Genomic DNA, 25,121 nt, shown 5'->3' on the forward strand with positions numbered 1-25,121 from the left:
TTTTCTGATGTCCACCAGGACTTCATTGACGACGAACCTTTCCTTTCTCACCCGGAACAGCGTCAGGGGCACGAAGATAGAGTGGGACCGGCGCCTTGTCCTGACGCTTTGCACCCTTACCAAGCTTCGCGATGTATTCAATTGAAGCAGCAGCAGCTTCGTTGCAAACACGTGAATTATCTATGCCCGCCGTGTTGGCAACCGCCTGTGCTGCAGAGCCTGCCAGTATAGTGTCAGCATCAATGCTGTGCGCAAGGTCTTTCACGGTAGAAATTCGGGCTTCCCCGATAGGAGCTCCGTTTTCATCGAAATTCTGGCAGTAGACTTCATTGCGGCGCGCATCCAGAACCACCAGAATCGGTTTCTTGACAAGAGCAGCGTCCAAAGCTTCATGCGCAATTGCAGCCAGCGTTGTGACCGAAACAACCGGCTTTTCGAGCACCAAACCAAACCCGCGCGCAATGGAGAGACCAACGCGAAGGCCGGTGAAGCTTCCCGGACCGACGTTCACAACAATCCGGTCCAGCGAGTTAAAGGTGGTTGAGGAGTCCGTCATGACACTCGCCACCATGCCCATGATGCGCTCGGCGTGGCCCCGTCCGAGATCTTCGCATTGGGAGACAATATCCTGCTTACTACCGTCATCGATTAAAACGGCGGCAGCACAGGTACTTAGTGCGGTATCAATAGCAAGCAACTTCATTAGTTCGGCTTATCGTTAGGGTCGCGAATTGTCGAGCAACCAATTCGTTTAACACCCGGAGTATTTTTTTGCCTTGCAACAAAAAGGGCAGCGTGTGCTGCCCTTCTACAGAAGAATTAAATTAGCAGAAACTAGATCTGTTTAACTTCTTGAACTTCTGGGATGAAATGCCTCATCAGGTTCTGAATGCCATGGCTCAGGGTTGCTGTTGAAGACGGGCAACCGGCGCATGCCCCACGCATGGTCAGATATACGATACCCTCACGATATCCCCTGAATGTTATGTCGCCACCATCCTGAGCAACAGCTGGACGCACACGGGTTTCCAGCAGTTCCTTGATCATGTTTACAGTCTCTTCGTCTTCCGCTTCGAAGAACTCTTCACCTGTATCACCATCACCTGCTTCCTCACCTTGCAGGATCGGGGTGTCGGACATGAAGTTTTCCATGATCGCACCAAGAATGGCCGGGCGCATATGCTGCCAGTCAGTCTCATCCTTGGTTACGGTGATAAAGTCGTGACCGAAGAAGATGCCAACAACACCTGGAATAGAGAAAAGCTTTTCTGCCAGCGGAGAAACCGCAGCTTCCGCTGCCGAGCGGAAATCGCGTGTGCCTTCCGACAATACTACGCGGCCGGGCAGAAACTTCAGTGTTGCCGGGTTTGGTGTCGCTTCGGTCTGAATGAACATGGTTTTGTTTCCGATTTTTCTTGCCAAAGAGTGTTCTTAAGCAGTTGCAGCACAGTTTACACTACTTAACTTACAGCACTCAATGCATCAGCAATGTCTGTTTTCTTTTCTATATGATAGGTAATCCTGATCAGGCAAGGGCATCCAGCGCATCATCGTCCAAATTACCTGGTACGATGGTGGTGGGAATCGGGAAGGTTCCCGCCGATTTACCCGCTATGGATGAAACCAGAGGACCCGGTCCTTCTTTGCTGGTTCCTGCCGCCAGAACAAGAATCGCGATATCCGCGTCTTCGTCAATCAGAGCTATAATCTCATCTGACTGGTGCCCTTCGCGCACAACCAGTTCCGGTTCTGTACGGGCCGCTGCTCTTACCTGTTCAGCAGCTTTTGCCAGGATTGTGTCTGCATTATCACGCGCTTCCTGGCGCATGATATCCTCAACCCCCAGCCAATGCTGGAAGTTTCCAGGGGCAATCACATAGAGCAAGAGAACGACGCCGCCAGTACGGGCCGCCCGTTTTGCGGCGTAAACGATGGCTCTACCACATTCCGGTGTGCCGTCGACGACAACCAGAAACTTTCGGTGGTGACCTTCTTCATTACTTTTACGAATAGCTACCATGGAGGTATGCTGCCACTTGCGGTGGTAGGCGGCAAGTATTTTTCCTTGCCACTTACCGCCAGGTTTTCATTTTCGAGCTGATTATTGAGTCAGTTAGAGGATGAACTGAGACAAATCGACGTTCTTGGCCAACTCGCTGACGTTCGACTTCACGTAGTCAGCATCAATCGTGACTTGCTCACCAGACTGGTCTGGCGCGGTGAAGGAGATTTCATCCAGCACACGTTCCATTACAGTCTGCAAGCGCCGCGCACCGATGTTCTCAACGGTCGCGTTCAGATCCACCGCAATGTTGGCGATTTCGTCAATCGCATCCTTGGTAAACTCAATTGAGACCTCTTCAGTTCCCATCAATGCAACATACTGCTTGATCAGGCTTGCCTCCGTGTCCGTCAGGATCTTCACAAAGTCCTCTTTGGTCAGAGCTTTAAGCTCGACACGGATCGGCAGACGGCCCTGAAGTTCCGGCAGCAGATCAGATGGCTTTGAAACGTGGAACGCACCAGACGCGATGAACAGAACATGGTCGGTTTTCACCGGGCCGTACTTTGTTGAAACAACAGTGCCTTCAATCAACGGCAAAAGGTCACGCTGCACACCCTCACGGGACACATCACCGCCACCGCGGCCGTCTTTTCCGCAGATCTTGTCGACCTCATCAAGGAACACAATGCCGGAATCTTCAACCCGTGCGATTGCTTCCTGTGTGATCTTTTCTTCGTCAAGAAGCTTGTCGGATTCTTCCGCCAGCAGAACCTTATGACTTTCTTTGACGCTGGTGCGCTTTGGCTTGGTTTGGCCACCAAAGGCCTTGCCCAGCATATCAGAGATGTTCATGACGCCGACGCTGCTTCCTGGCATGCCCGGAATATCAAAGCTTGGCATCTGCGGGGAGGAGCGAACCTCGATTTCGATTTCTTTTTCGTCGAGTTCCCCTTCACGCAGCTTCTTGCGGAAGGTATCGCGGGTGGCCGGGCTTGCGTTGTTGCCGACCAGCGCATCCAGAACGCGTTCTTCAGCTAAGACATGCGCTTTCGCTTCCACGTCCTTGCGGCTTTGCTCGCGGACCAGAGCGATACTGGATTCCACCAGATCACGGATGATCTGCTCCACATCGCGGCCCACATACCCGACTTCGGTAAACTTGGTAGCTTCAACTTTCGTGAAAGGAGCATTCGCAAGCTTAGCCAAACGACGAGAGATCTCTGTCTTACCAACACCGGTTGGTCCGATCATCAGAATGTTCTTTGGCTGAACTTCTTCGCGCAGGCCTTCATCCAACTGCTGGCGGCGCCATCTGTTGCGCAGTGCAATTGCAACTGCGCGTTTTGCGTCATGCTGGCCGATGATGTAGCGATCAAGTTCACTAACGATTTCCCGTGGAGAGAAATTTGTCATTTTCTTACTTTCTAGTTCCGGATAGGTGGCAGATATGTAGTGAGTTTGGTTCCTGCAAGAGGGCGCATGACGATCCGCCGCGCCGCGTTCCAGCCTGAACCGAGTAGCAAGACAAAACTCCCAAGTAATACAAGGGAGATAGCAGTTAGTTGTAATTCCGAAAAGTCGGCGGGCTCCAGCAAATAGCCGAGGGCAAAACCGAGGTAGCTCAGGGCAGCAACCAGCATTGCACGTCGATCAACAATCAATGCGACGACACCAAACGCCAAAATGACTGCGATGGAAACCAGCGCATAGGCTTCTGTTTGCTCCGCAGTGTACATCCGGCTGAGGATGGAATGGACGATGAGCGGTGCTGCAAGCAGGTGAAGCCAAAAGGCTTTGTCTGTATTGAGCGTTTCGCGGGCCGTGTCTTTGCTATCAAAGTACATTGCGCAGGCAAAAGCAAATAAACCGCAAACCAGCGTGACCCAGGGAAAGTAGTCCAGAATTCGCGCATCAGTCGCGAGGGTCAATGCCCCGACAATCAAGCCCATTACTCCTGCGACGATGACTGTCAGTGTGATTGGCACCTTGAAGCGCCAGTAAAACAAGGAGGCACCAGCCAGCGCAAAGATTGACCCCAACATGATCTGAATGGTTTCAGAGTTCTGATTCAAGGGGTTGGATGTGAACAGGCTAAAGCCAACCATCGCAATCGCTCCCCCGAACAGTCCTGTCAGCAGGATAGAGGGCAGGGCGAGCTTCTTGATCTTGGTGAACCATTCGGCCATAGCCCAAGAGATAATCGCGGCAGCACCGGCTACAGCTGCTGCCGGCATGCCGCCTTGTGACAGCGGTTCATTCAAGCCAATGATATAGCCTGAAAACAGGATTAAAATGCCGAGGCTGATGAAGATATCGTGAAAACCTCGGGTAAACCGGACTTCTTCTGGATCATGAAGGTTCTCAGCGGCTTGCTGTGCTTGGATATTTTCTGCTTGCAGTTTCAAATAGGAGACGAGCTTATCAGCTTGATCTGCGCTGATAATTCCAGCGGAGACGGCTCCGGTAAGGGCTGCTCTTGATATCATCAGATCCTCATTAAATCCGAATGGGGCAATAAAAGCGTCAAGTATCCTCGGCTTAGCAAGTCAAGCTGATCTAAACATGTCTTGCATACAGAACTGGAGATCGAAATTCACTGACCTCCAGTTGTTTCTTGCAGTAAGTGTCACTCTGTGTCGAGGGACTCAATAGTGACATTGCTGTTTGTGTAGACGCAGATTTCGGCTGCAATTGCCATAGACTTGCGGCAGATCTCTTCTGCAGTCAGGTCCATGTCAACCAGCGCTCGTGCTGCTGACAGCGCATAGTTGCCGCCGGAGCCAATGCCCATCACGCCATTTTCTGGCTGCAGAACATCGCCGGTTCCAGTCAGGACCAGTGAATCTTTCTTATCGGCAACAAGCATCATCGCTTCCAGACGCCGGAGATAGCGATCGGTCCGCCAGTCCTTTGCCAGTTCAACACATGCCCGCATCAGCTGATCCGGGTATTGTTCCAGCTTGGCCTCAAGGCGTTCAAACAGCGTGAATGCATCAGCTGTAGCGCCTGCAAAGCCTGCAATGACCTGGCCACCCGCCAATGGACGGACTTTACGAGCGGTGCCTTTGATGACAGTCGATCCAAGAGATACCTGACCATCTCCAGCAATTACGACTCTGCCATCTTTGCGCACGGTCAAGATGGTTGTGCCGTGCCACTGTTCAGGTTCACTCATTCAATCTTCTCCAGAGTTAAATTGGCAGCAGAGCAAACTTCCGCGCAACCCAATTTCAAATTTGTGTCTGCGGTCTTATGTATGTAGTCCTTTGCTCATTGCAAATGCGGTAGGCCAAAAAAACTCAGTTATCCTGCAGCTTTACATGACTTGCCTCGCTCACGAAGCGGTCAACCATCTTGTGCAATCGTTTGATCTGGTGGTCTTTTGTGAGGTCGCCATTTTCATCGAAGGATTTACCTGCAAAGTTAATGGAAATCATTTCCGGCAGCACAAGGCAACCCAGAGACACTTCCATAATCGTCCGCAGGTGCATCAACCCGCGCAAAGAACCGTGAGCGCCGGGTGAGGCACCGCCAACGGCATAGATGGATGTATGGAAGACTTCGAGCGGCTCTTCCTCCGGCATCTGGATGCGGCTGATCCAATCCAATGTATTTTTAAGCAGCGGCGTGATCGATGAATTATATTCGGGGCTTGCGATAAAGATCCCATGGTGGGTCTCGATGAGCTTTCTAAGCTTGTAGACATTCTCCGGAATGCCGGTCTCATCCTCCAGATCGCCATCGTAAATAGGGAGCGGATAGTCGGCGAGGCTGATCTTTGTGACATCGGCATTCGCGACTGTCAGGTGTTTTGCCACCAGATCTGCCAGCATCTGGTTATAGGACCCTTTCCGCGTTGAACCTGAAAACACGAGTATCTTGGGCTTCATAAAACTATCCTTACAACGTGGCTCAGCACGCTTTCGCGCTGAAGTGTGACGATCTGAAATAATGTCGACACGTAGAATATCACATAGTATCCAAGCGGAAGGTTTATGAAAGACGCGTGGTTTTACAAGTTAACAACTTAAGGTTTTACGCAGAAAAATCAGAAGGGCTTACGGAAGATCCAGATACGGGCAGGAGGGATATTCTTTACGATCCATCCGGTTTTCGACCAGGTGAACATTTTTGATCTCAGTGTCACCGGGGAGATCAGAGAATACGAGAACTGGATGAACGGGGCCCCTGGTCGCATGAGCTTAAACGCGTCATGAAGGCATTTGAGCCGGCTTTCCATAGGTCTGGCAACCAATGGCAGGCTGGATACAACAGCGCAGAGAGAGTTTGGTGCAATGTGCTCCAGGCTTGGGCGCATGTTATAGGCATCACCTTGCACCACATTCAGATCCCCGAATTTTTCAGTAAGAAGCTCACAGAAGTCCGGGCTGTATTCCAGACAAGTCAGACGTTCTTTGGTAACGCCGGCGTCCAGAATAGCTTTTGTGACCGGGCCAGTGCCGGGACCAAGCTCCAATACGGGATTCTCTGAATTTGCTGGAACGAACTCTGCCATTCTCTGGGCGAGAACGGGACCTGACGGGGTCACCGCTCCGGTCGTGAGCGGTGCTTCCACCCACGCCCGGAGAAACTTGGAAGGTTCACGAAATCTGCTAATGGCATTTTCTGCCAGTGACCGAGTTTCGTAGAACATTCAACTCTCCGTAGTAACAACAAAGCTTCCTACTGAGATATTACTGTTTGATGGCGTTTTAAAGAGCTAAGCCTTGAAGTTCTCTAAAAAATCTTTGGCCTTGGCAAAAAAGCCCGTAGACTCAGGATGATTTTCTCCAGAAGACTCACCTTCAAACTCTGAAAGAAGCTCGCGCTGCCTTTTGGTAAGGTTCGTAGGTGTCTCTACGGCAACCTGAATATACATGTCGCCTTTCTGGTTAGACCGCATGATCGGCATGCCTTTGCCACGCAGTCTGAACTGTTTTCCGGTCTGCGTGCTTTCAGGAACCTTCACACGTGCTGTGTTGCCATCCAAGGCAGGAACCTCAAACTGACCACCCAGCGCAGCGGTTGTCATAGAAATTGGCACCCGGCAGAAGATATCAGCTCCATCACGCTGGAAGAACTCGTGCGGACGGATGGACAGGAAGATATAAAGATCACCTGCTGGTCCGCCGCGTGCACCTGCCTCGCCTTCGCCAGACAAGCGGATGCGTGTTCCGTCTTCGATGCCAGCTGGGATGTTGACGGAAAGCGTGCGCTCTTTTGTGGTCCGGCCCGTACCGCCACAGCTGTCACACGGATCGGTAATGACTTCACCGCGCCCCTGACAGGTTGGGCAGGTGCGCTCCATTGTGAAGAAGCCTTGAGCTGCTCTTACGCGTCCGGCACCGCCACAGGTTGGGCAGGTGGATGGACGGGTTCCAGACTTGGCACCGGAGCCACCGCAAGGTTCACAGGTTACGGAAGTTGGAACTTCAATCTCGACGGATTTGCCTTCGTAAGCCTCTTCCAGTGAGACTTCGAGGTTATAGCGCAAGTCAGCACCGCGTTCGCGGCCAGAGCCACGACGGCCACCGCCGCCGCCAAAGAACTCGTCGAAAATGTCTGCCATGGAGGATGCAAAGTCGCCCGGACCAGCTCCACCGCCACCACCAAAGCCGCCGTTTTCAAAGGCTGCATGGCCAAATCGATCGTAGGCAGCGCGCTTTTGCGGGTCTTTCAGGGTTTCGTAAGCTTCGCTTACTTCCTTAAAGTTTGCTTCCGCTTCATCATCACCTGGATTGCGGTCCGGATGGTATTTCATCGCAAGTTTGCGATAAGCGCTCTTAAGTGCCTTTTCGTCGACCTCCCGTGCTACCCCCAGCACCTCATAGTAGTCGCGTTTAGACATTATGAAATAAGCTCCAAAGACGTGATGTCTATCTGTGTTTTGAAGTCTCAGGAGAACATTAGCTCAGCCCGAGGTACTCTGTGGCAGTCGTAGTTCATTCATGCTTTGCAGCGAACTAACTTACGGACCGCTCTCATCTTCAAAACAAAACTGTTTACTGTTCCGCTGAAATTCAAGGTGCAGCTATCAGCACAGCGCGCACATTTCCAGCTCCCCATATGTAGGAAGCAGCGCTCTCGAATGCAATTGCACCCAAAAGGCAACCTTTAACTCAGATCTTCCATACCGTTGGGAAATACTTCAATAAAGTTTACCTCGCAAGCCCGTTAGAGCTCGCGAGGTAAAAGTATTAGTTAGCTGGACTTTTTGTTGTCGTCGTCACGAACTTCTTCGAAGTCGGCATCAACAACATCGTCAACAGGCTTTGGCTCACCTTCGCCTTCAGCGGCGTCTTCGCCAGCTTCAGCCTGAGCGTCCTTGTACATTGCTTCACCAAGCTTCATGGAAGCTTCAGCAAGTGCCTGTGTCTTCGCTGTAATATCTTCGAGGTCTTCACCTTCGAGAGACTGCTTCAGAGCTGCAAGAGCGCTTTCGATAGCTGACTTGTCTTCTTCAGAGACCTTATCGCCGTACTCTTTCAAAGACTTCTCGGTGGAGTGGTGCAGTGCTTCACCCTGGTTTTTCGCTTCAACCAGTTCCTTACGCTTCTTGTCTTCTTCAGCGTGGGATTCAGCGTCTTTCACCATCTGCTCGATGTCGGTGTCGGACAGACCACCAGATGCCTGAATGCGGATCTGCTGTTCTTTACCGGTGCCCTTATCCTTAGCGGATACGTTCACGATACCGTTTGCATCGATGTCGAAGGCAACTTCAACCTGAGGCACACCGCGTGGTGCTGGTGGGATACCAACCAGATCAAACTGACCGAGGATCTTGTTGTCCGCAGCCATTTCACGTTCACCCTGGAAGACGCGGATGGTCACTGCAGTCTGATTGTCTTCAGCTGTAGAGAACACTTGGCCCTTCTTGGTTGGGATTGTGGTGTTGCGGTCGATCAGACGTGTGAACACGCCACCAAGGGTTTCGATACCGAGGGACAGCGGAGTAACGTCGAGAAGCAGAACGTCTTTAACATCACCCTGCAGAACGCCAGCCTGAATTGCTGCACCCATTGCAACAACTTCGTCCGGGTTCACGCCTTTGTGCGGGTCTTTACCGAAGAACTGTTTAACAACTTCCTGAACCTTAGGCATACGGGTCATACCACCGACGAGAACAACCTCGTCGACTTCACCAGCTGCCAGACCTGCGTCTTTCAGTGCTGCTTTCATTGGCGCAACGGTACGCTGTACCAGATCGTCAACGAGCTGCTCGAACTTCGCACGGGTCAGTTTCAAGGTAAGGTGCTTAGGACCGGAAGCGTCTGCAGTGATGAACGGCAGGTTGATTTCGGTCTGGGAAGAAGAGGACAGCTCGATCTTCGCTTTTTCAGCAGCTTCTTTCAGACGCTGCAGAGCAAGCTTATCGTTCTTCAGGTCAATGCCCTGTTCTTTCTTGAACTCAGCTGCGAGGTAGTCAACCAAGCGCATGTCGAAGTCTTCACCACCGAGGAAGGTGTCACCGTTGGTGGACTTCACTTCAAATACGCCGTCGCCGATTTCCAGGATGGAAACGTCGAAGGTACCACCACCAAGGTCGTAAACTGCGATGGTCTTACCATCGTTTTTGTCCATGCCGTATGCAAGGGCAGCAGCAGTTGGCTCGTTGATGATACGCAGAACTTCAAGACCAGCGATCTTACCGGCATCTTTGGTTGCCTGACGCTGTGCATCGTTGAAGTATGCAGGAACGGTAATAACAGCCTGAGTTACATTCTCACCGAGGAAGCTCTCAGCTGTTTCTTTCATCTTCTGCAGGATGAAAGCAGAAACCTGGGATGGGGAGTACTTCTCACCCTCAGCTTCAACCCATGCGTCGCCATTGTCGGCTTTTACGATTTCGTATGGGACGAGCTTTTTGTCTTTTGCAACGGTCGGATCATCAAAACGACGACCGATCAGACGCTTCACAGCAAACAGAGTGTCTGTTGGGTTGGTTACAGCCTGACGCTTTGCTGGCTGGCCTACAAGGCGCTCGCCATCATCACTAAAAGCAACCATAGAAGGGGTAGTACGCGCACCTTCTGCGTTTTCGATTACCTTAGCGTCTTTGCCGTCCATTACAGATACGCACGAATTTGTCGTGCCGAGGTCGATACCAATGACCTTTGCCATGTTTTCACTCTCCTTTCGGCAGACCGCCCGAACCCCGAAGGCCTTCGGATTATGTCGGATCAGTTTCCAACCGGTCCCCAGTACATTGCACTTGCATGTGTTGTCGCAAACACGCAAGAAAACTTCAATTGGCTATATAAGAGGGGTGCTCTGCCCCTGCAAGGGACAGGACTGTATATATCGACACAAGACCTAACCGAAGCCAATTTCTGAGTTAAGAAACCGAAATTTTCTTTGGAAAACCAGCGGAAACGCCCCGCTGTTGCGCCCGTTTGCCAACGTTCCCCAAAGTTACCCCTATTTCTAAGAGGGGGTTTGTGGATAGAGCTCATCAAGTGAGATCGAGTGCCCATTTCCCTGGACGATCCTGACATGCTCTCGTGAAAGCTGGCGTGCTTCATCTACACCACAGGCGTGGGCGATCATATCCACTTCCATTCTTACACTATGGCAATAAGCGGCAACGCGGTGGCTCTTTTCCGTTGGATCAAGCCCGGCCTGCAGTGCCTTATTATGGGTGGTGATGCCTGTTGGACACGTATTCTTATTGCACCGCATGGCCTGAATGCAGCCCAGAGCAAACATGAAACCACGTGCTGTCACCGTAAAGTCAGCTCCTGCACACAGAGCCATTGCAACTGCCGACGGCGTTATGCGCTTTCCTGAGACGATAATGCGAATACGATCACGCAGGTCATGCTTTCGCAGAATTTGATCCACAATCGGAAGGGCCTCCGAGATAGTCAGGCCCACATTATCCATTAGCGGCATAGGTGCAGCACCAGTACCACCATCGGCAGAGTCGATCGTGATGAAGTCCGGTGCGTGCTCAATTCCGCGGTGGTTGATTTCACGGCATAGCTCTTCCACCCAAGCACTGGAACCGATGACGGTTTTGAAGCCCACTGGCTTTTTGGCGATGTGGCGCACGCGGGAGATGAAGTCCAGCAACTCGCCTGTATTACTGATTTCCGGGTGGCGGTTTGGAGAGTGGGATGGCTGCCCGACCTTGATACCACGGATCTCCGCAACTTCGGGCGTGACTTTACCGCCGGGAAGAAGACCGCCTTTACCCGGTTTTGCACCTTGGGCCAACTTGATCTCAACCATCTTGACCTGCGCGTGGTCAGTGATCTTTTTCAGCTTGTCTTCGTTCAGCGTGCTATCATCATTACGGCAGCCGTATTTTGCAGTACCGATCTGAAAAACAATGTCCGCTCCACCTTCCAGATGGTAGGGAGACAGACCGCCTTCGCCGGTATTCATCCAGCAATTTGCCATCTTCGCGCCGCGGGAGAGGGCGAGCACTGCCGGTCGGGAGATTGCACCGTAACTCATGCCCGAGATGTTGAAGTAGCTGGGCGGCACGTAAGGGTTTTCGACATATGGCCCAATGAGCAGTGGCTCGGGTTCGTCGATCTCCGCTTCTAACTTTGCAAAGGGCGCATTCACGAACAGGGCGGTTCCCGGTACGGCCAGATTTTTTGTGGACCCGAACGCCATTGTGTTGCCTTCTGCTCTGGACGCATGACCCACCCAGGTTCGCTCAGCTCTGTTGAACGGCATCTCCTCCCTGTCCATAGCAAAGAAGTACTGGCGGAAAAATTCGCCCAGATACGCGAAGAGTGCCCGGAAGCGACCTACGACAGGGAAGTTATGGCGAATTGCATCTTTGTGCTGGCGGCGATCAACGACGTACAGAACGACGACGGCGATGAGAGTGAGCACTATCAGGAGAGAAACAACGGCGGCAAAGATGTTAAGGACAGCTGCAAGCAGAGGGGGAAGAAGGTGCATTTATTTTTCTCCTTAATCGTGCAACGACTATCTTGAGGATTATGAGTTAAATTCAGTTTCGACAAATTTCTCCAAGTTTTCCGGTTTCTTAAGCGGTCTCTTCAGGAGGTAAGCCCGGAATATGAGAGGTTCAAGATGCAGCTGACTGGTAATTTTCCCAAAGGTTTCAAATACCTGCCCGGATACTTCTCTCATGAAGAACAAAGAGAGCTCGTCGAAACGCTGAGGTATCTGGTGAAAGAGTCACCGTTGTTCACCCCCGTGATGCCACGCACGGGCAAGCCTTTCTCGGTTCGGATGACCAATCTGGGCGAACTGGGGTGGGTGTCTGACCGCAACGGATATCGATACCAATCCGAGCATCCGGAGACCGGTCAGGCTTGGCCTACCATTCCTGAAGTGCTCAATGATTTGTGGAGCCGTGTAGGAGAGTGTGAGGCGGTTCCTGAGACTTGCCTTGTCAACTATTACGCCTCGACTGCAAAAATGGGTCTGCATCAGGACCGGGACGAAAAGACGTTTGAGGCACCGGTGGTTTCTGTCAGTTTAGGAGACACAGCTGTATTTCGGCTTGGCGGAGTCAAGCGCGGTGGGCCGACGCAATCGCTCAAGCTGAATTCAGGAGACGTTGTGGTTCTGGGTCGGGAGGCGCGGCTTTGTTACCACGGGATCGACCGCATTTTGGGTGGGAGCTCAAGCTTGCTCAAAGACGGAGGTAGATTGAACCTCACCCTCCGCCGCGTCTCTGCGTTTTAGTCCGGCGTCAGGCTTCTTCGAGCGCGCTGGTCTTAAAGAAAGCGCGGATTCCACTGGATACGAAGCAAATGGTGCCTTCGACGATGGCATCTTGATCCATTTCTTCATCGTAGGGGCCTTTAGAGGCTCCTGTGACGACATAAAGCGCTTCCAGCGTTGCGCTGTGCATGAGCATCATTAGGAGCTGTGCACGTGGCCCTGTGGGGATGTCGCTGTCGGTCGCTTTGGCGAGCGCCTTGGTGATGCGCAGGATAATTCTTGGTGGCTCCCATGCATGCATAATCTTTTGGCCGGCTTCCGGATCAGAGAAGACCTGACGGATGAGAACCACAAACGGGACCAGCTTTCCGGTTTCTCTGGATATTCCCTGTACAATCAGAGGCTCCATGAAGGCGCGGGTGATCTCTTCTACATCCGGCTCTCGCCCACCAACTTCCAGAGCATCCAGTCGCTGCATGCGCATGTCGTCGATCTCGCGAAGTCGCCGCATAAACACGGCTCGAACGAGATCCTCCTTGCTGCCGAAGTGGTAGTTGACGGCAGCAACGTTGGCATCAGCTTTTTCAGTGATCATTCTTACAGAAGTTTCCGCAAGACCATGTTCAGCGAGCAAGCGTTCAGCGGCATCTAGTAACCGTTCACGGGTCCCCAGTTCAGAACTGTCTGGCACGGCGGCACCTCCAGGAAGATAGTTTTACGAACACATTGGGCGTTTTCCCAAGGGTTTGAGTAGTCCCTCAGAAATCCCAAATACTTATTTCAAGCTATCTTGCTTTTAGCACGTTTTACTGCGTCACAACCCGCCTACAATTCATATCATCAATTGCGGTTACTATATAAATCTTAGACAAAATTATGCAGAAACTTAATACAATCTAAATATATCCGGTTTTTTCCGGAAAAACTGCCTAATCAACGAAAAACGGGAGTCTCACAACTCCCGTTTTTCATAGTATCAACTCAGAAAGTCTTAGAAATAAATGCCGTAGGCAATTGCTGAAAGGGCGACTGCGATGACCCATAGCGCAACACGGCCAGAACGGCTGTGTTTTGCCTCCGCTTTGCCGATCGCATCTGCGGTCTTCTCGTCGAATCTCAGGCCGTTGTTGGCCATCTGCTCCAGGTGATTAGAGAACGCACTCACGCGGTCGGCAATGATCGGCAGATCACCTGCCAGACGCCCAAGAACCGTCACACCTGTTGCAAGGTCTGTGATGCGTCCAATCGGGCCCAGATTCCGCTGAATCCAGCTTGTGACAACAGGGTCTGAGGTTTTCCACATATCCAGATGCGGGTTCAGCGAGCGGGCGACACCCTCTGCCAGAACCATGTTCTTCTGCAATAGGATCAGCTGCGGCTGAGTGTGCATGTTGAACATCTCAGTCACTTCAAATAGCTGGGTCAACAGGCGCGCCATTGAGATTTCGCTGGCGTCATGGCCGTGGATTGGCTCACCAATCGCTCTGATCGCCTGTGCGAAGATGTCGACGTCCTGATCGGCGGGCACATAACCGGCTTCAAAGTGAACCTCAGCAACTCTGAGATAATTGCGGGTGATGAAGCCGTAGAGGATTTCTGCCAGGAATCTGCGCTCGGACAAACCCAGACGTCCTGTAATTCCAAGATCAACGGCAACCAGCGTTCCGTCCGGCTCAACGAACAGGTTACCCTGGTGCATGTCTGCGTGGAAGAAACCATCGCGTACGGCATGGCGTAGGAAGGACTGGATGACCTTGTTGCCCAGTTCAGGCAAATCATGACCTGCTTCTTCGATGCCTTCCAGATTGGAGAGCTTCACACCATCAATCCACTCCATTGTAAGAACGGAGCGAGACGTGCGCGGCCAATCTACGCTTGGTACCCGGAAGTCTGTGTCTTCTTTGCTGTTTTCACCCATTTCAGAAAGGGCTGCGGCTTCCATGCGCAGGTCCATTTCCAAGATGACAGAGCGCTCATAGGTCTCCACAGTTGCAATTGGACGCAGGCGGCGGCTTGCTTTGCTGAAACGTTCGGCAAGGCGTGCGGCAAGGTAGAAGCTTTTCAGATCACGCTTGAATCCACGCTCCACACCGGGGCGCAGGACTTTTACAGCGACCTTCTCAAGCTCACCATCGCGGTTGCGCAGGTATGCCGGGTGTACCTGTGCGATCGAGGCTGCAGCTACCGGATCGCCAAACTCTTCGAAATGGTACTCGACTGTATTGCCGAGCTGCTCTTCTACAGTTTTCCGCGCATACTGCGTCAGAAATGGCGGAACGTTGTCCTGAAGGGCGGAGAGTTCTTTCGCGGCTTCCTTGCCAACCACATCCGGCCGGGTGGCAAGAAACTGCCCGAGCTTGATGTAGGAGGGGCCAAGGCGGTTCAGAGCATCTGTCAGGCGAGCGGCAGCATCTTTTTTCTCGATACCACGGCGCTCAAGCATCCGCGCTGTGCGGATAGCCAGGCGCGGACCGGGCGGGAGATCCGGTAGAGAAACAAGTCCGAACACACCTTCGCGGGCCATAACAAAACCCGCGAAACCCAGACGCATAAATGGCACAATATTTGCGATCATAACTGGTTAGATTTTCCAGCCGGAGTGAAGTGCAGCGATACCGCCGGTGTAGTTTCGATAAGTGACACGCTCAAAGCCTGCATCACGTATCATCTGCGCAAAACGTTCCTGATTTGGAAATTTCCGGATAGATTCTACAAGATAGCTGTAGGGATCGCCGTCGCCAGTCACCGCCTGTCCAATTTTTGGGATGGCGTGGAAGGAGAACAGATCATAGATCTTATCGAGCGCGGGAACGTCCACCTGAGAGAATTCGAGGCACATGAAGCGGCCACCGCGCTTTAGCACACGGTGTGCTTCTTTCAGAGCTTTGTCGATTTGCGGGACGTTTCTAATTCCAAATGCAATTGTGTAGGCATCGAAGTATTTGTCCGGGAAAGGCAAGTCTTCTGCATTGCCCTGAATGAACTCAATGTTCTCTGAGAGTCCTGCTGCGCTGGCGCGGTCTTTGCCAACACCAAGCATTGAGCCGTTGATGTCGCAAACGGTTGACTTTACTGTTCTATTGGAACGCTCAACTACACGAGTTGCAATGTCGCCAGTGCCGCCTGCCACGTCAAGATGTCGCCATTCACGGGCGCCATTCTTTGGTGGGTTCATGCTGGAAACCATTGCATCTTTCCAGAGACGATGCATTCCGCCGGACATAAGGTCGTTCATGAGGTCATAGCGAGATGCCACTTTGTGGAAAACATCATCCACCAGATCCTGCTTTTCACCTTCACGAACTGTGCGAAACCCGAAGCTTGTTGCCATTTCAGACGGGTCTGTTACGGATGCCTGCTCAGGGGTTGAGAACTCACGCGCCATAATCAAATCACTCCATTTCGCGGGCGAACATAGTACAGCTTGTTACAAAGCGCTATTGTAGAACGCAATCTTTGCCCAGTAGCAAACCACTGTACCAACGGATATCTTATGCCTGAATTACCGGAGGTTGAAACAGTCCGCCGCGGACTTGCTCCTTTTTTTGACAATGCAACAATTTGCAGAGTTGAACAACGCCGACCCGATCTTCGCTTTCCATTTGGTGATGATTTTGTAGAGCGGCTGGAAAATCGCAGGGTTGTCTCCTTCACGCGCCGCGCAAAATATCTGCTGCTTGATCTGGACAGTGGTGATGTTTTGGTGATGCATCTTGGCATGTCCGGGTCCTTCCGCTGGATCGAGACTGACGATCAGGAACCGACTCAAACTGTTGAAATGTATCATGCAAAAGGCAAGCACCCGCAGCATGACCATGTGATTTTTCATCTTCGTCCAGAGGACCGGGAGACGATTGTAAAGATCATTTACAACGACCCGCGCCGGTTTGGCTTCATGGTGCTTATTCCACGAAGCGAGCTGGCAGCACATCCGATGTTTGCTGAGATGGGGATCGAGCCACTCGGCAATGAACTGGATGGCGCGCACCTTGCCAAGCTGTTTGAAAACCGGAAAACCTCACTCAAGGCTGCCTTGCTTAATCAGAAGTTCATTGCGGGGTTGGGCAATATTTATGTGTGTGAAGCACTCTGGAGAACGGGGTTAAGTCCTTTCAAGAGCGCATCCACACTCTCGGGTAAATCCGGCAAGCCACTCAAAAAGGCCAATGAACTTGCCAATCACATCCGCGAAGTCCTGCTGGAAGCGATTGCATCTGGAGGCTCCTCGCTGAAGGATCATCGCCAAGCGGATGGTTCTCTTGGGTATTTCCAGCATAACTTCTCTGTCTATGACCGGGAAGGGGAACCTTGCCGGACGCCTGGCTGCTCCGGTATCATTGAACGTAAAGTACAAAATGGCCGCTCGACGTTCTTCTGCCCCAAATGCCAGAAGTAAGCCTACGGGCTGATATGTCACGCTTAAGGGAATTGCATTCTCTTTTGCAACTGTCTAGGAGACAGGCACGAAATTTGGATGCGGGCAGGATGACCCGCAGACCCCAAGAATAAGAAAAGGATAGCCCTATGAAAATTGGTGTAGTTGGTGTTGGCGCTGTTGGGAGTACTGCAGCCTATGCCATGGCCATGAACGGTGTGGGCAACGAAATTGTTCTTGTCGATTACAACCCGAAACTCGCCATTGCTCAGGCGGAAGACATTCTCCATGCAACGCCGTTTGCGCGCCCGATGAACATCATTGGCGGCGATTACAGCGACCTGAAGGATGCAGCGGTTGTAGTGATTGCTGCTGGTGTGAACCAGCAACCGGGTGAGACTCGTATTGAGCTACTGGCTCGCAATGCTGGCGTCTTCGCAAAAGTCATTCCTGAAGTGCTGAAGTACGCACCGCATGCCATCCTGATCATTGCGACCAATCCGGTTGATATCATGACCCAGGTGGCAACCGAGATTTCTGGCCTGCCGCGCACCCGCGTTATCGGCTCCGGAACCATCTTGGATACAGCCCGTTTCCGCACCTTGCTGGGTAAGCACCTGGGCATTACGCCAAATTCCGTGCATGCAGATGTTCTTGGTGAGCATGGTGACAGTGAAGTGCTGATCTGGTCCGGCGCAAAAGCTGGCAACACACCGCTGTTTACATTTGCCGAGCAGACCAACAAACCGATCACTCAGGAAGTGCGCGATCGCATTGATCATGGGGTGCGTTACGCTGCCTATTCTATCATTGAAGGCAAGGGCGCAACCAACTTCGGTATTGGGGCAGGGCTCTCCCGTATCGTAAAGGCAATCCTGACCAACGAACACGCAGTAATCAGCCTTTCCATCGTCAACGAGGAAATCGTCGGCGTGAAGGATACCGCACTTTCTGTACCGCGCGTGCTGGGCGCAGACGGCATTGAAGCGACACTGTTCCCAAGCATGGATGAGCTGGAGCGCAGTCAGTTGCAGGCTTCCGCTGTGGCGCTGGAGACTGCAGCAAAAGAAGTGCTCTCCAAACACCTGAAATAACGACGATTCCGCAAAAGCGCTCTTGCTGCAGCAATATTAGGCTTTTGCGGAATTTTTCTATTCCGACCTTGGCAAAAACCCGTTTTTCACCTATGCCACTCTCCTAGTTTCTGAGGCACAAGCGCATACAATCGCCAAGTTATCTATTGGGTTAGGTTTTTACGCGTGTCTGTGCACCACTTGCAGCACGGAGAGTATTGATGACACAGGCGGACATCGGTCTTGTTGGACTAGGCGTCATGGGGGCCAATCTGGCTCTCAACATCGCAGATAATGGCTATAAAGTTGCGGTATACAACCGTACTGCAGAGGGAACCGACGCTTTCATGGAGAAGGCAGGTCACCTCAAGGATATGTTCATTCCCTGCTACAGTACTGAAGAGCTGGTAGCAAATATCAAAGCACCTCGTCCTATCATTCTGATGGTACCAGCTGGTGCGCCAGTTGATCAGCAGATCTCTGTTTTGAAAGACCATCTGAAAGATGGTGACATCCTGATTGACGCAGGTAACAGCGACTTCAACGACAGTAACCGCCGCTACAAAGAACTGGCTGATACGCCGTTTACCTTTGTCGGCATGGGCGTTTCTGGTGGTGCAGAAGGCGCTCGCTTCGGTCCTTCCATTATGGTTGGCGCTTCCGAGACGGCCTACGCTCGCATTGAGCCAATCCTCAATGCCATCTCTGCCAAGCACAATGGTGAGCCTTGTGTAGCATTGATGGGTCCAGAAGGTGCTGGGCACTTTGTGAAGACCCTGCACAACGGCATCGAATATGCCGACATGCAGATGATCGCTGAAGTTCATGAAGTGATGACCAAGACCCTTGACCTGAGCATTCAGGAGCAGGCCGAGATCTTCACCAAATGGAACGAAGGCCCGCTCGCATCGTATCTCATTGAAATCACTGCGAATGTGATGGGTGTGGTTGACGAAGAAAGCGGCAAGCCAATTCTGGATGTTATTCTGGATACTGCTGGTCAGAAGGGCACTGGTCGCTGGTCTGCTGTCGAAGCGCATCTGCTTGGCGTTCCTGCAACCGGCATTGATGCGGCAGTGGCTGCGCGCTGTCTTTCTTCTGCACGCGCCTTGCGTCAGGAAATTGCAGAGATCTACCCGCAGTCAGATGAAACTCTGACCTGGGAAGAAAAACAGGAAGGCATTGCTGCTTGTGAGCGTGCGCTGATTGCCGGCAAGATTGCTGCCTATGCAGAAGGTTTTGCTGTACTAGCCGCTGGTGGAAAGGAAAACGGCTGGGATCTGCCAATGGGCGATATCGCTCGTATCTGGCGTCAGGGCTGTATTATCCGCTCGCGCTTCCTCGACGAAATCGCTCAGGCTTACGACGAAAATCCAGAGCTCAAGTCTCTTTACATGGCGCCTGCAATCGCGGAACGTATGAAAGATGCTGTTCCGGGTCTGCGCGAAGTGCTTTGCATGGGAATAAGCAACGGTATTCCTACACCAGCTCTATCTGCTGCACTTGGCTCCTTCGACATGATTCGTCAGAAACGGACGGCAGCCTACGTGATTCAGGGTCAGCGCGACTTTTTTGGTCAGCATGGCTTTGAGCGTACCGACAAAGAGGGCTCCGGCTTCCACGGCCCGTGGCCAGCAGGTGGTGCGTAAGGCAGAAACAACTCAGGCATGCTAGTTATTAACTAGGTTGTGCTATGCCTGATTGAAATTTAACGCCGAAACTGGCAGGACCGCATGCGTGGCCCTGCCTATCCACACAAAGGCTGGCATGTATGAGCTACAAACCGAGCCTTTACTAATCCTGGGAATAAGACGTGACTGCCAATTCACCCAACGGAGCTGAAATTTACCGCCGTCTCATCAAAGCGATTGAGACCCGTGAGCTGAAACCAGGCAGTCGCTTACGGGAAGCAGAACTGGCAGAGAAATTCGGCGTCAGCCGCACACCGATCCGGGAAGGCCTGAAGCGCCTTGAAGCGCAGGGGCTTGCGGTTCATGAACCGAACCGCGGCATGGTCATTCCTAGTCTCGACCACAATCAGATCAGCGAACTCTATTTTCTGCGTGAGGTGCTCGAAGGCACCGCTGGCCGTTTGGCTGCACAGCATGCGTCAGCTGCGGAGATCGAGATCCTTCAGGAGATGGTTGAGTCAGACATGCAGAACCTTGCGGATGCAGACCGTCTGATCAAGACCAACCGTGAGTTCCACCGTCGCTTTTATCTTGCCTCCCATAACCGCTATCTGGTTGAACAAATTGACCATATGCGCTTGTCTCTGCTGTTGCTCGCTGGCACAACCCTGACAGATGATGACCGTCGTCGTCTGGCGATTGAGGAGCATGCTGAGATCGTCGATGCCATTTCCAAGCGCGATTGTGACCGTGCAGACAGAGCTGCGCGTCACCATATTGCGGAGGCCCACAAGGCGCGCCTGAAGTTCTTCACTCAGCTCACTTAAGTCCATCGAAAGCTGGATCATCCAGAGCGCGTTCCGGTAAAAGAGCGCGTTTTTTGTATGGGGCATAATGCTGGCAATTCCGACCTCCCTTGCTTATGGGCTTGTACCCCATCTTCATCGCTGGAACACTTTTCTCTAAGCGCCGATCACCACAACCTGCGTGGGAACGCGCAGTCGTTACAGTTTTAGAGACAACTTGTGCAGCGTTTCGAGCGCACGGGGATCAGGTAGGGAAATCGTAATTCTTACCCTTCAAATTTAAATTAGATAGGTGACCTTTACAGAGATTCACGACAGTTTTTTGAGGGGAATAAATGAGAGTTATCGCGATTACAGCCTGCATTCTTACAGTATTACTAGGAATCTCCGGCTGTGCTGTTGTTTCAGTAGGAGGAGCGGCGGTCTCTGTTGCTTCAACTGCAGTAACAACAACTGCGAAAGTTGGTGCAACTGTCGTAGAAGGAGCCGTAGACCTTGCTATTCCGGACGGTGACGACGATGATGATTAATAGATCTATTGGTTCAGATAGATAGCGTCTTTTACCAGATTAATCCAAGCCAGCCATCTTCTTGCCTGCCAACACCACTTCTACCGCTCGGTGCAACTCGGCCATCTGGTCTTTATCAAGAGCCTCGACAAGCTCGTTCCGTGTTTCCGCATCCAGTTGTTCTAGCGTGAAACTATCTTCTGCCAGTTTCACGAGTGGTTCAGAGCTGGCTGAAATCGGCAGAATTTCGCCATCCATGCGCGCAGCTTTCACGCGTGCGTCTTCCAAAATGGCGTGCACAAGGCCGCGGCGGTCATCGGGAAGATTAACCTCAGCAACGACCGCGTTGACCGTAGCACGGTCCCCCAGCAGCAATACTGGTGGTCTGGACGTAGCAGAATTGGTCATGGACAGGGCAGTCAGAAACGCGCCCAGAAGCACTACTAGAAAATACGGCATACACGAGATTCTTAGGGTCGACTGTTAGTTCAAGCTGAGATTGTACAGGACAGAGGTATGAAGTAATAACCGTTCAAACTGGTTCATTTCCTTATATTCTTCCAATGTACTGCGCGCCAGTGCAGGATCATCCGTGATAATTCCGTCAACGCCCATAGAGATGTAACGCAGCATGCTGGATGGATTGTTTACGGTCCAGACAAACACCTGCTTATCAGTCTCTTGTGTTCTTCTTATGAAGTTCAAAGAAGCGGAGGCGGAGGAGACGGCTACGAAATTTCCTTCGAGTTCAGAGAAATTGCCGATAGATGTGGCGGTAAGGAGGCCGATGTTCCAGTTTGGCTCCAATTCTTGCATTTTTGTGAGGGCAGGGCGGTCTAGGGACATGATGGCTATTTCATTTTCCATCTCGGCCTGGGTTACGATGCGGGCGACCTCATCTTCTAGGGTTTCCTGTTGGCTGTGGGGATAATATTTGAACTCAATGAGGAGAGTTGCCTTTCCCTTCACGGCTTCAAGGGCCTCTTGCAGGGTTGGAACGCGCTCGCCCTGAAACTCCACGGCAAACCATCCGCCCACATCGAATGAACGGACTTCTTCCAATGTCAGGTCCCAGATGTTTTCCGGATTCCCGATCAAACGCATGAAGTCGTTGTCGTGGGTGACAATCACGGACCCATCTGCCGTTTGCTGGACGTCCACCTCGATCCAGTCAGCGTCGTCTTCAATCGCACGTTCGATCGAGGCGATTGTGTTTTCAGGGGCGTGAGAGGAGGCGCCCCTGTGGGCGATAATCAGGACTTCCTTCTCTGGCAGGTCTGCCGAAACCCAATAGGTTCCGGTCAGAACCACAATGGTTCCCGCCAGTCCGATCAGGACAGCAAGGCGCAACGGGGTCAGTGGATTAGTCCATTTTGGCTGGATTTTGGGCCTGTCCGGCACCTCGGTAAAGGTATGTCCTTTGCCGTCTGCCATGAACAAACCTGCCTTAAAAATCAACGCCAAACTGCCGGACATGGCCGCGGTGATGAGCGTATTTCCAACCAGCAGAAGTACAACAAGGCTACCGAGGATTGCTGCCAGCGTTTCTGGAGAGCTATCGTCAAAAGAGATGGCGTAGGAGCCGATATACTCCAAGAGCAGCAGGAGGAGTGCCTGAATGATAATACCCAGCAAGAACCACAGTGATACAACACCTGCAAACACCGGGCGCAGGCCACGGGAGAGGAACCTTGCGCGGGAGAACGCCGAGCCCACGGGGTGATCTCTCAGGACCACAAGTGGTAGAGACAGACCCCAGACAAGGATCGCATAAAGCGGCATTACAATAACCAGCGCGATCCCGATCCCGATGAAGAAAGCCGCCATCCAGAATTCCATGGGCTGGTATTGCAGGTAATAGTTGATGTCGTATTCTTGCAAAAAGACAAGCACACTCAATACGATAATGGCGATACCAGGGATCATCGCCACCACCAGCCGCTGGGTTAGCCGCCAAGTGAATATGCCGAGGCGCGGGAACAAGCCAAGCGTTGAGAACAGGGCGTTCCGGGCTGCCATAAACGCACTTTCCTGCCTGTCGAGCACCAGAAGCAGGGCGACCTGCTCCAGCAATGCCATTGCGATGAAGACAACAACAAAGACAAAGGCGCCGAGCAGCCCTACGGGAGAGAGAAAGAACGAGGCAATCTCATAGTCTGCCAGCACTGCACTACCTGAAAGGCCGATCACGAAGTTGCCGAGGCCCGCAACGATGGGCGTGATTGCAACGGCACCAAGGAAGACAAAGGCATAGTGAACCAGCAACAAACGAAATGCGTTTGCCTTCCAGCCACGAAGTATCAATTGAGCAAGCGTGTGTATTCGTGCTGCCATACCCTGTTCTTATCTTTGTTGGTGCAGACAGACCGACTGAGTGTTGCCAGGCAATTTCAATGTACCTGAAGAACGTTCCGTAAGAGCGTATAGGTTCCGGGAAGTCAAGATATGCCAAACAAACGGTAACAGTTGAGCAGGGGATTCGCGGATTTTCCCAATCTTATCCAACTTATTTTTGCGAATGATTTGCAACTGCAAAAACGCTGAAAAGCCATTACTGACAGTGGGTTGCAACGTGAAATCGCATTTAGAACCAGTCTAAACTACTGAAAACACTGGTTTTTAAACTTGACAAAAATAGTCATGAATATGAAATAGCCGCAGTTTTCTCACGCCTCTGAGCGTGAATACATTTGCAAACTGAATTCGTGCAGTCTGTTTTGCCCGCTCGCAGTGCGAGGCACCTTCTCTGCACATTTAAGGGGATTACAATGAGCTTTATCCGCAGCGCTCTGCTCGGCACCGTGGCAATGGCGAGCCTTTCTACTGTTGCTGTTGCAGCAACGCCTTCCGAGGTTCTTGAAAACTACGGCGATATCGCCCAGGCAGCGTTTGAAGATTCTCTGACGACTGCAAAGACCCTGCAGGACGCAGTCAACACGCTTGTGGCAGCACCAACAGAAGACAATCTGAAGGCAGCGCGCCGCGCATGGATTGCTGCTCGTAACCCGTACCAACAGACAGAAGTTTTCCGCTTTGGCAACTCGATCGTTGATGACTGGGAAGGCAAGGTCAACGCATGGCCGCTTGATGAAGGTCTGATCGACTATGTGGACGGTGCATATGGCAATGAGTCCGAGGAGAACCCGTTTTACGCAGCAAACATCATCGCAAACACCAAAGTGACCGTTGCTGGCGAGGAAATCGACGCGACCAAGATCACACCTGAACTGCTCTCTGAACAGCTTCAGGAAGCGGGTGAAGTGGAAGCAAACGTTGCGACCGGTTACCACGCAATCGAGTTTCTGCTGTGGGGACAAGATTTGAACGGAACGGGGAAAGGTGCTGGCAACCGTCCTGCTTCTGACTTCGATACCGCAAACTGCACTGGCGGCAACTGTGATCGCCGGGTGGAGTACCTTCAGGCTGCAACCAACCTACTTATCACCGATCTGGAAGAGATGGTGGCCGCATGGCAGGTTGACGGTGCAGCACGCAAAGACCTTGCTGACAAGGGTGATGCAGCAGGCATCGCAACGATCCTGACCGGCATGGGTTCCCTGTCTTATGGCGAACTGGCCGGTGAGCGCATGAAGCTGGGTTTGATGCTGAACGATCCTGAAGAAGAGCAGGATTGCTTCTCCGACAACACCCACATGTCGCATTACAACGACGTGGTTGGCATCAACAACGTCTTCCAGGGAAAATACACCCGGGTTGACGGTAGTGTTGTTGAGGGTGCTTCCCTTAAGAACTTGCTTGCAAAGGCAGATTCTGCCGTCTCAACCGAGTTGGAAGGTAAGCTGAACGCCTCTATGGGTACATTCACCGCGTTGAAAACCCGCGCTGAAACCACTGAGTCCTACGACCAGATGATTGGTGAAGGCAACGCTGAAGGCAATGCTGTTATTCAGGCTGCCATTGATAGCCTTATCGACCAGACCGCCTCCATCCAGCGTGCTGTAAAGGCTCTGAAGCTGGAGAATGTCGCGTTCGAAAGCTCCGACAGCCTCGACAATCCTTCCGCTGTATTTGAGTAAGAAATCCAGTCCCGCAGAAGACACTGTCTGCG

General features: G+C 52.1%; 23 protein-coding genes. 7 read left to right on the forward strand and 16 right to left on the reverse strand.

Annotated elements, in window-relative coordinates; translation table 11 throughout:
- Nucleotides 1-22: 22 nt before the first annotated feature.
- From tsaB to IE076_RS06430, 11 genes are all read right to left on the reverse strand, one after another.
- Nucleotides 23-703 carry a tRNA (adenosine(37)-N6)-threonylcarbamoyltransferase complex dimerization subunit type 1 TsaB gene (tsaB, locus tag IE076_RS06380; protein ID WP_189435934.1) on the reverse strand — a complete coding sequence of 227 codons (681 nt, stop codon included), beginning with the start codon at nucleotides 701-703 and terminating at the stop codon, nucleotides 23-25.
- A 131-nt stretch (nucleotides 704-834) separates the two neighbouring features.
- The gene (locus IE076_RS06385; protein ID WP_189435935.1) at nucleotides 835-1,395 is read right to left on the reverse strand and encodes a NifU family protein; all 561 of its coding nucleotides are present in this window, start codon (nucleotides 1,393-1,395) and stop codon (nucleotides 835-837) included.
- 130 nt (nucleotides 1,396-1,525) lie between these two features.
- Nucleotides 1,526-2,020, reverse strand: coding sequence for a universal stress protein (locus IE076_RS06390; RefSeq protein ID WP_189435936.1), 495 nt, complete (start codon nucleotides 2,018-2,020; stop codon nucleotides 1,526-1,528).
- 93 nt (nucleotides 2,021-2,113) lie between these two features.
- Nucleotides 2,114-3,418 carry an ATP-dependent protease ATPase subunit HslU gene (gene hslU / locus IE076_RS06395; RefSeq protein WP_189435937.1) on the reverse strand — a complete coding sequence of 435 codons (1,305 nt, stop codon included), beginning with the start codon at nucleotides 3,416-3,418 and terminating at the stop codon, nucleotides 2,114-2,116.
- Between the two features lie 11 nt (nucleotides 3,419-3,429).
- Nucleotides 3,430-4,491 carry a hypothetical protein gene (locus IE076_RS06400; RefSeq protein WP_189435938.1) on the reverse strand — a complete coding sequence of 354 codons (1,062 nt, stop codon included), beginning with the start codon at nucleotides 4,489-4,491 and terminating at the stop codon, nucleotides 3,430-3,432.
- 140 nt (nucleotides 4,492-4,631) lie between these two features.
- Entirely contained in the window at nucleotides 4,632-5,180 is a 549-nt protein-coding gene (hslV, locus tag IE076_RS06405; RefSeq protein WP_189435939.1) for an ATP-dependent protease subunit HslV, read from the reverse strand.
- Nucleotides 5,181-5,304: 124 nt separating this feature from the next.
- Nucleotides 5,305-5,895, reverse strand: coding sequence for an NADPH-dependent FMN reductase (locus tag IE076_RS06410; RefSeq protein WP_189435940.1), 591 nt, complete (start codon nucleotides 5,893-5,895; stop codon nucleotides 5,305-5,307).
- Nucleotides 5,896-6,053: 158 nt separating this feature from the next.
- Nucleotides 6,054-6,659, reverse strand: coding sequence for a class I SAM-dependent methyltransferase (locus IE076_RS06415; RefSeq protein ID WP_209008911.1), 606 nt, complete (start codon nucleotides 6,657-6,659; stop codon nucleotides 6,054-6,056).
- 66 nt (nucleotides 6,660-6,725) lie between these two features.
- Entirely contained in the window at nucleotides 6,726-7,853 is a 1,128-nt protein-coding gene (dnaJ, locus tag IE076_RS06420) for a molecular chaperone DnaJ (protein WP_189435941.1), read from the reverse strand.
- Nucleotides 7,854-8,206: 353 nt separating this feature from the next.
- Nucleotides 8,207-10,126, reverse strand: a complete 1,920-nt coding sequence (gene dnaK / locus IE076_RS06425; protein ID WP_189435942.1) for a molecular chaperone DnaK — start codon at nucleotides 10,124-10,126, stop codon at nucleotides 8,207-8,209.
- Nucleotides 10,127-10,429: 303 nt separating this feature from the next.
- The gene (locus IE076_RS06430; protein ID WP_189435943.1) at nucleotides 10,430-11,923 is read right to left on the reverse strand and encodes an FMN-binding glutamate synthase family protein; all 1,494 of its coding nucleotides are present in this window, start codon (nucleotides 11,921-11,923) and stop codon (nucleotides 10,430-10,432) included.
- 135 nt (nucleotides 11,924-12,058) lie between these two features.
- Here IE076_RS06430 and IE076_RS06435 point away from each other — a divergent pair, with 135 nt between their 5' ends.
- A complete protein-coding gene (locus IE076_RS06435; protein ID WP_189435944.1) occupies nucleotides 12,059-12,679 on the forward strand; it encodes an alpha-ketoglutarate-dependent dioxygenase AlkB family protein in 621 nt (206 codons plus the stop codon).
- A gap of 7 nt (nucleotides 12,680-12,686) precedes the next feature.
- Here IE076_RS06435 and IE076_RS06440 read toward each other — a convergent pair whose 3' ends face one another.
- From IE076_RS06440 to ubiE, 3 genes are all read right to left on the reverse strand, one after another.
- The gene (locus tag IE076_RS06440; protein WP_189435945.1) at nucleotides 12,687-13,349 is read right to left on the reverse strand and encodes a TetR/AcrR family transcriptional regulator; all 663 of its coding nucleotides are present in this window, start codon (nucleotides 13,347-13,349) and stop codon (nucleotides 12,687-12,689) included.
- A gap of 300 nt (nucleotides 13,350-13,649) precedes the next feature.
- Nucleotides 13,650-15,233 carry a 2-polyprenylphenol 6-hydroxylase gene (gene ubiB / locus IE076_RS06445; RefSeq protein ID WP_189435946.1) on the reverse strand — a complete coding sequence of 528 codons (1,584 nt, stop codon included), beginning with the start codon at nucleotides 15,231-15,233 and terminating at the stop codon, nucleotides 13,650-13,652.
- Nucleotides 15,234-15,239: 6 nt separating this feature from the next.
- Nucleotides 15,240-16,043 carry a bifunctional demethylmenaquinone methyltransferase/2-methoxy-6-polyprenyl-1,4-benzoquinol methylase UbiE gene (gene ubiE, locus IE076_RS06450; protein ID WP_189435947.1) on the reverse strand — a complete coding sequence of 268 codons (804 nt, stop codon included), beginning with the start codon at nucleotides 16,041-16,043 and terminating at the stop codon, nucleotides 15,240-15,242.
- A 108-nt stretch (nucleotides 16,044-16,151) separates the two neighbouring features.
- Between ubiE and mutM the strand changes: the two genes are divergently transcribed.
- From mutM to IE076_RS06475, 5 genes are all read left to right on the forward strand, one after another.
- A complete protein-coding gene (gene mutM / locus IE076_RS06455) occupies nucleotides 16,152-17,054 on the forward strand; it encodes a bifunctional DNA-formamidopyrimidine glycosylase/DNA-(apurinic or apyrimidinic site) lyase (RefSeq protein WP_189435948.1) in 903 nt (300 codons plus the stop codon).
- Nucleotides 17,055-17,182: 128 nt separating this feature from the next.
- On the forward strand, nucleotides 17,183-18,127 hold the full coding sequence (locus IE076_RS06460; protein WP_189435949.1) for an L-lactate dehydrogenase: 945 nt from the start codon (nucleotides 17,183-17,185) through the stop codon (nucleotides 18,125-18,127).
- Nucleotides 18,128-18,327: 200 nt separating this feature from the next.
- Nucleotides 18,328-19,755 carry an NADP-dependent phosphogluconate dehydrogenase gene (gnd, locus tag IE076_RS06465; protein WP_189435950.1) on the forward strand — a complete coding sequence of 476 codons (1,428 nt, stop codon included), beginning with the start codon at nucleotides 18,328-18,330 and terminating at the stop codon, nucleotides 19,753-19,755.
- A gap of 164 nt (nucleotides 19,756-19,919) precedes the next feature.
- Complete coding sequence (locus tag IE076_RS06470) at nucleotides 19,920-20,564, forward strand: GntR family transcriptional regulator (protein WP_189435951.1); 645 nt, start codon at nucleotides 19,920-19,922, stop codon at nucleotides 20,562-20,564.
- A 314-nt stretch (nucleotides 20,565-20,878) separates the two neighbouring features.
- On the forward strand, nucleotides 20,879-21,073 hold the full coding sequence (locus IE076_RS06475) for a hypothetical protein (RefSeq protein ID WP_189435952.1): 195 nt from the start codon (nucleotides 20,879-20,881) through the stop codon (nucleotides 21,071-21,073).
- Between the two features lie 39 nt (nucleotides 21,074-21,112).
- Here IE076_RS06475 and IE076_RS06480 read toward each other — a convergent pair whose 3' ends face one another.
- Nucleotides 21,113-21,511, reverse strand: coding sequence for a hypothetical protein (locus tag IE076_RS06480; RefSeq protein ID WP_189435953.1), 399 nt, complete (start codon nucleotides 21,509-21,511; stop codon nucleotides 21,113-21,115).
- 24 nt (nucleotides 21,512-21,535) lie between these two features.
- On the reverse strand, nucleotides 21,536-23,386 hold the full coding sequence (locus tag IE076_RS06485) for a glycerophosphodiester phosphodiesterase (protein WP_189435954.1): 1,851 nt from the start codon (nucleotides 23,384-23,386) through the stop codon (nucleotides 21,536-21,538).
- A 434-nt stretch (nucleotides 23,387-23,820) separates the two neighbouring features.
- Between IE076_RS06485 and IE076_RS06490 the strand changes: the two genes are divergently transcribed.
- A complete protein-coding gene (locus IE076_RS06490; RefSeq protein ID WP_189435955.1) occupies nucleotides 23,821-25,089 on the forward strand; it encodes an imelysin family protein in 1,269 nt (422 codons plus the stop codon).
- Nucleotides 25,090-25,121: the final 32 nt, after the last annotated feature.

It is taken from the genome of Pseudovibrio japonicus (assembly GCF_014651595.1).
Lineage (GTDB): Bacteria > Pseudomonadota > Alphaproteobacteria > Rhizobiales > Stappiaceae > Pseudovibrio > Pseudovibrio japonicus.

Excerpts from the sequence above, each read along its gene's own strand:
- tsaB (WP_189435934.1), bottom strand. The coding sequence starts at position 703 with ATGAAGTTGCTTGCTATTGATACCGCACTAAGTACCTGTGCTGCCGCC.
- IE076_RS06385 (WP_189435935.1), bottom strand. The coding sequence starts at position 1,395 with ATGTTCATTCAGACCGAAGCGACACCAAACCCGGCAACACTGAAGTTT.
- IE076_RS06390 (WP_189435936.1), bottom strand. The coding sequence starts at position 2,020 with ATGGTAGCTATTCGTAAAAGTAATGAAGAAGGTCACCACCGAAAGTTT.
- hslU (WP_189435937.1), bottom strand. The coding sequence starts at position 3,418 with ATGACAAATTTCTCTCCACGGGAAATCGTTAGTGAACTTGATCGCTAC.
- IE076_RS06400 (WP_189435938.1), bottom strand. The coding sequence starts at position 4,491 with ATGATATCAAGAGCAGCCCTTACCGGAGCCGTCTCCGCTGGAATTATC.
- hslV (WP_189435939.1), bottom strand. The coding sequence starts at position 5,180 with ATGAGTGAACCTGAACAGTGGCACGGCACAACCATCTTGACCGTGCGC.
- IE076_RS06410 (WP_189435940.1), bottom strand. The coding sequence starts at position 5,895 with ATGAAGCCCAAGATACTCGTGTTTTCAGGTTCAACGCGGAAAGGGTCC.
- IE076_RS06415 (WP_209008911.1), bottom strand. The coding sequence starts at position 6,659 with ATGTTCTACGAAACTCGGTCACTGGCAGAAAATGCCATTAGCAGATTT.
- dnaJ (WP_189435941.1), bottom strand. The coding sequence starts at position 7,853 with ATGTCTAAACGCGACTACTATGAGGTGCTGGGGGTAGCACGGGAGGTC.
- dnaK (WP_189435942.1), bottom strand. The coding sequence starts at position 10,126 with ATGGCAAAGGTCATTGGTATCGACCTCGGCACGACAAATTCGTGCGTA.
- IE076_RS06430 (WP_189435943.1), bottom strand. The coding sequence starts at position 11,923 with ATGCACCTTCTTCCCCCTCTGCTTGCAGCTGTCCTTAACATCTTTGCC.
- IE076_RS06435 (WP_189435944.1), top strand. The coding sequence starts at position 12,059 with ATGCAGCTGACTGGTAATTTTCCCAAAGGTTTCAAATACCTGCCCGGA.
- ubiB (WP_189435946.1), bottom strand. The coding sequence starts at position 15,233 with ATGATCGCAAATATTGTGCCATTTATGCGTCTGGGTTTCGCGGGTTTT.
- ubiE (WP_189435947.1), bottom strand. The coding sequence starts at position 16,043 with ATGGCGCGTGAGTTCTCAACCCCTGAGCAGGCATCCGTAACAGACCCG.
- mutM (WP_189435948.1), top strand. The coding sequence starts at position 16,152 with ATGCCTGAATTACCGGAGGTTGAAACAGTCCGCCGCGGACTTGCTCCT.
- IE076_RS06460 (WP_189435949.1), top strand. The coding sequence starts at position 17,183 with ATGAAAATTGGTGTAGTTGGTGTTGGCGCTGTTGGGAGTACTGCAGCC.
- gnd (WP_189435950.1), top strand. The coding sequence starts at position 18,328 with ATGACACAGGCGGACATCGGTCTTGTTGGACTAGGCGTCATGGGGGCC.
- IE076_RS06475 (WP_189435952.1), top strand. The coding sequence starts at position 20,879 with ATGAGAGTTATCGCGATTACAGCCTGCATTCTTACAGTATTACTAGGA.
- IE076_RS06480 (WP_189435953.1), bottom strand. The coding sequence starts at position 21,511 with ATGCCGTATTTTCTAGTAGTGCTTCTGGGCGCGTTTCTGACTGCCCTG.
- IE076_RS06485 (WP_189435954.1), bottom strand. The coding sequence starts at position 23,386 with ATGGCAGCACGAATACACACGCTTGCTCAATTGATACTTCGTGGCTGG.
- IE076_RS06490 (WP_189435955.1), top strand. The coding sequence starts at position 23,821 with ATGAGCTTTATCCGCAGCGCTCTGCTCGGCACCGTGGCAATGGCGAGC.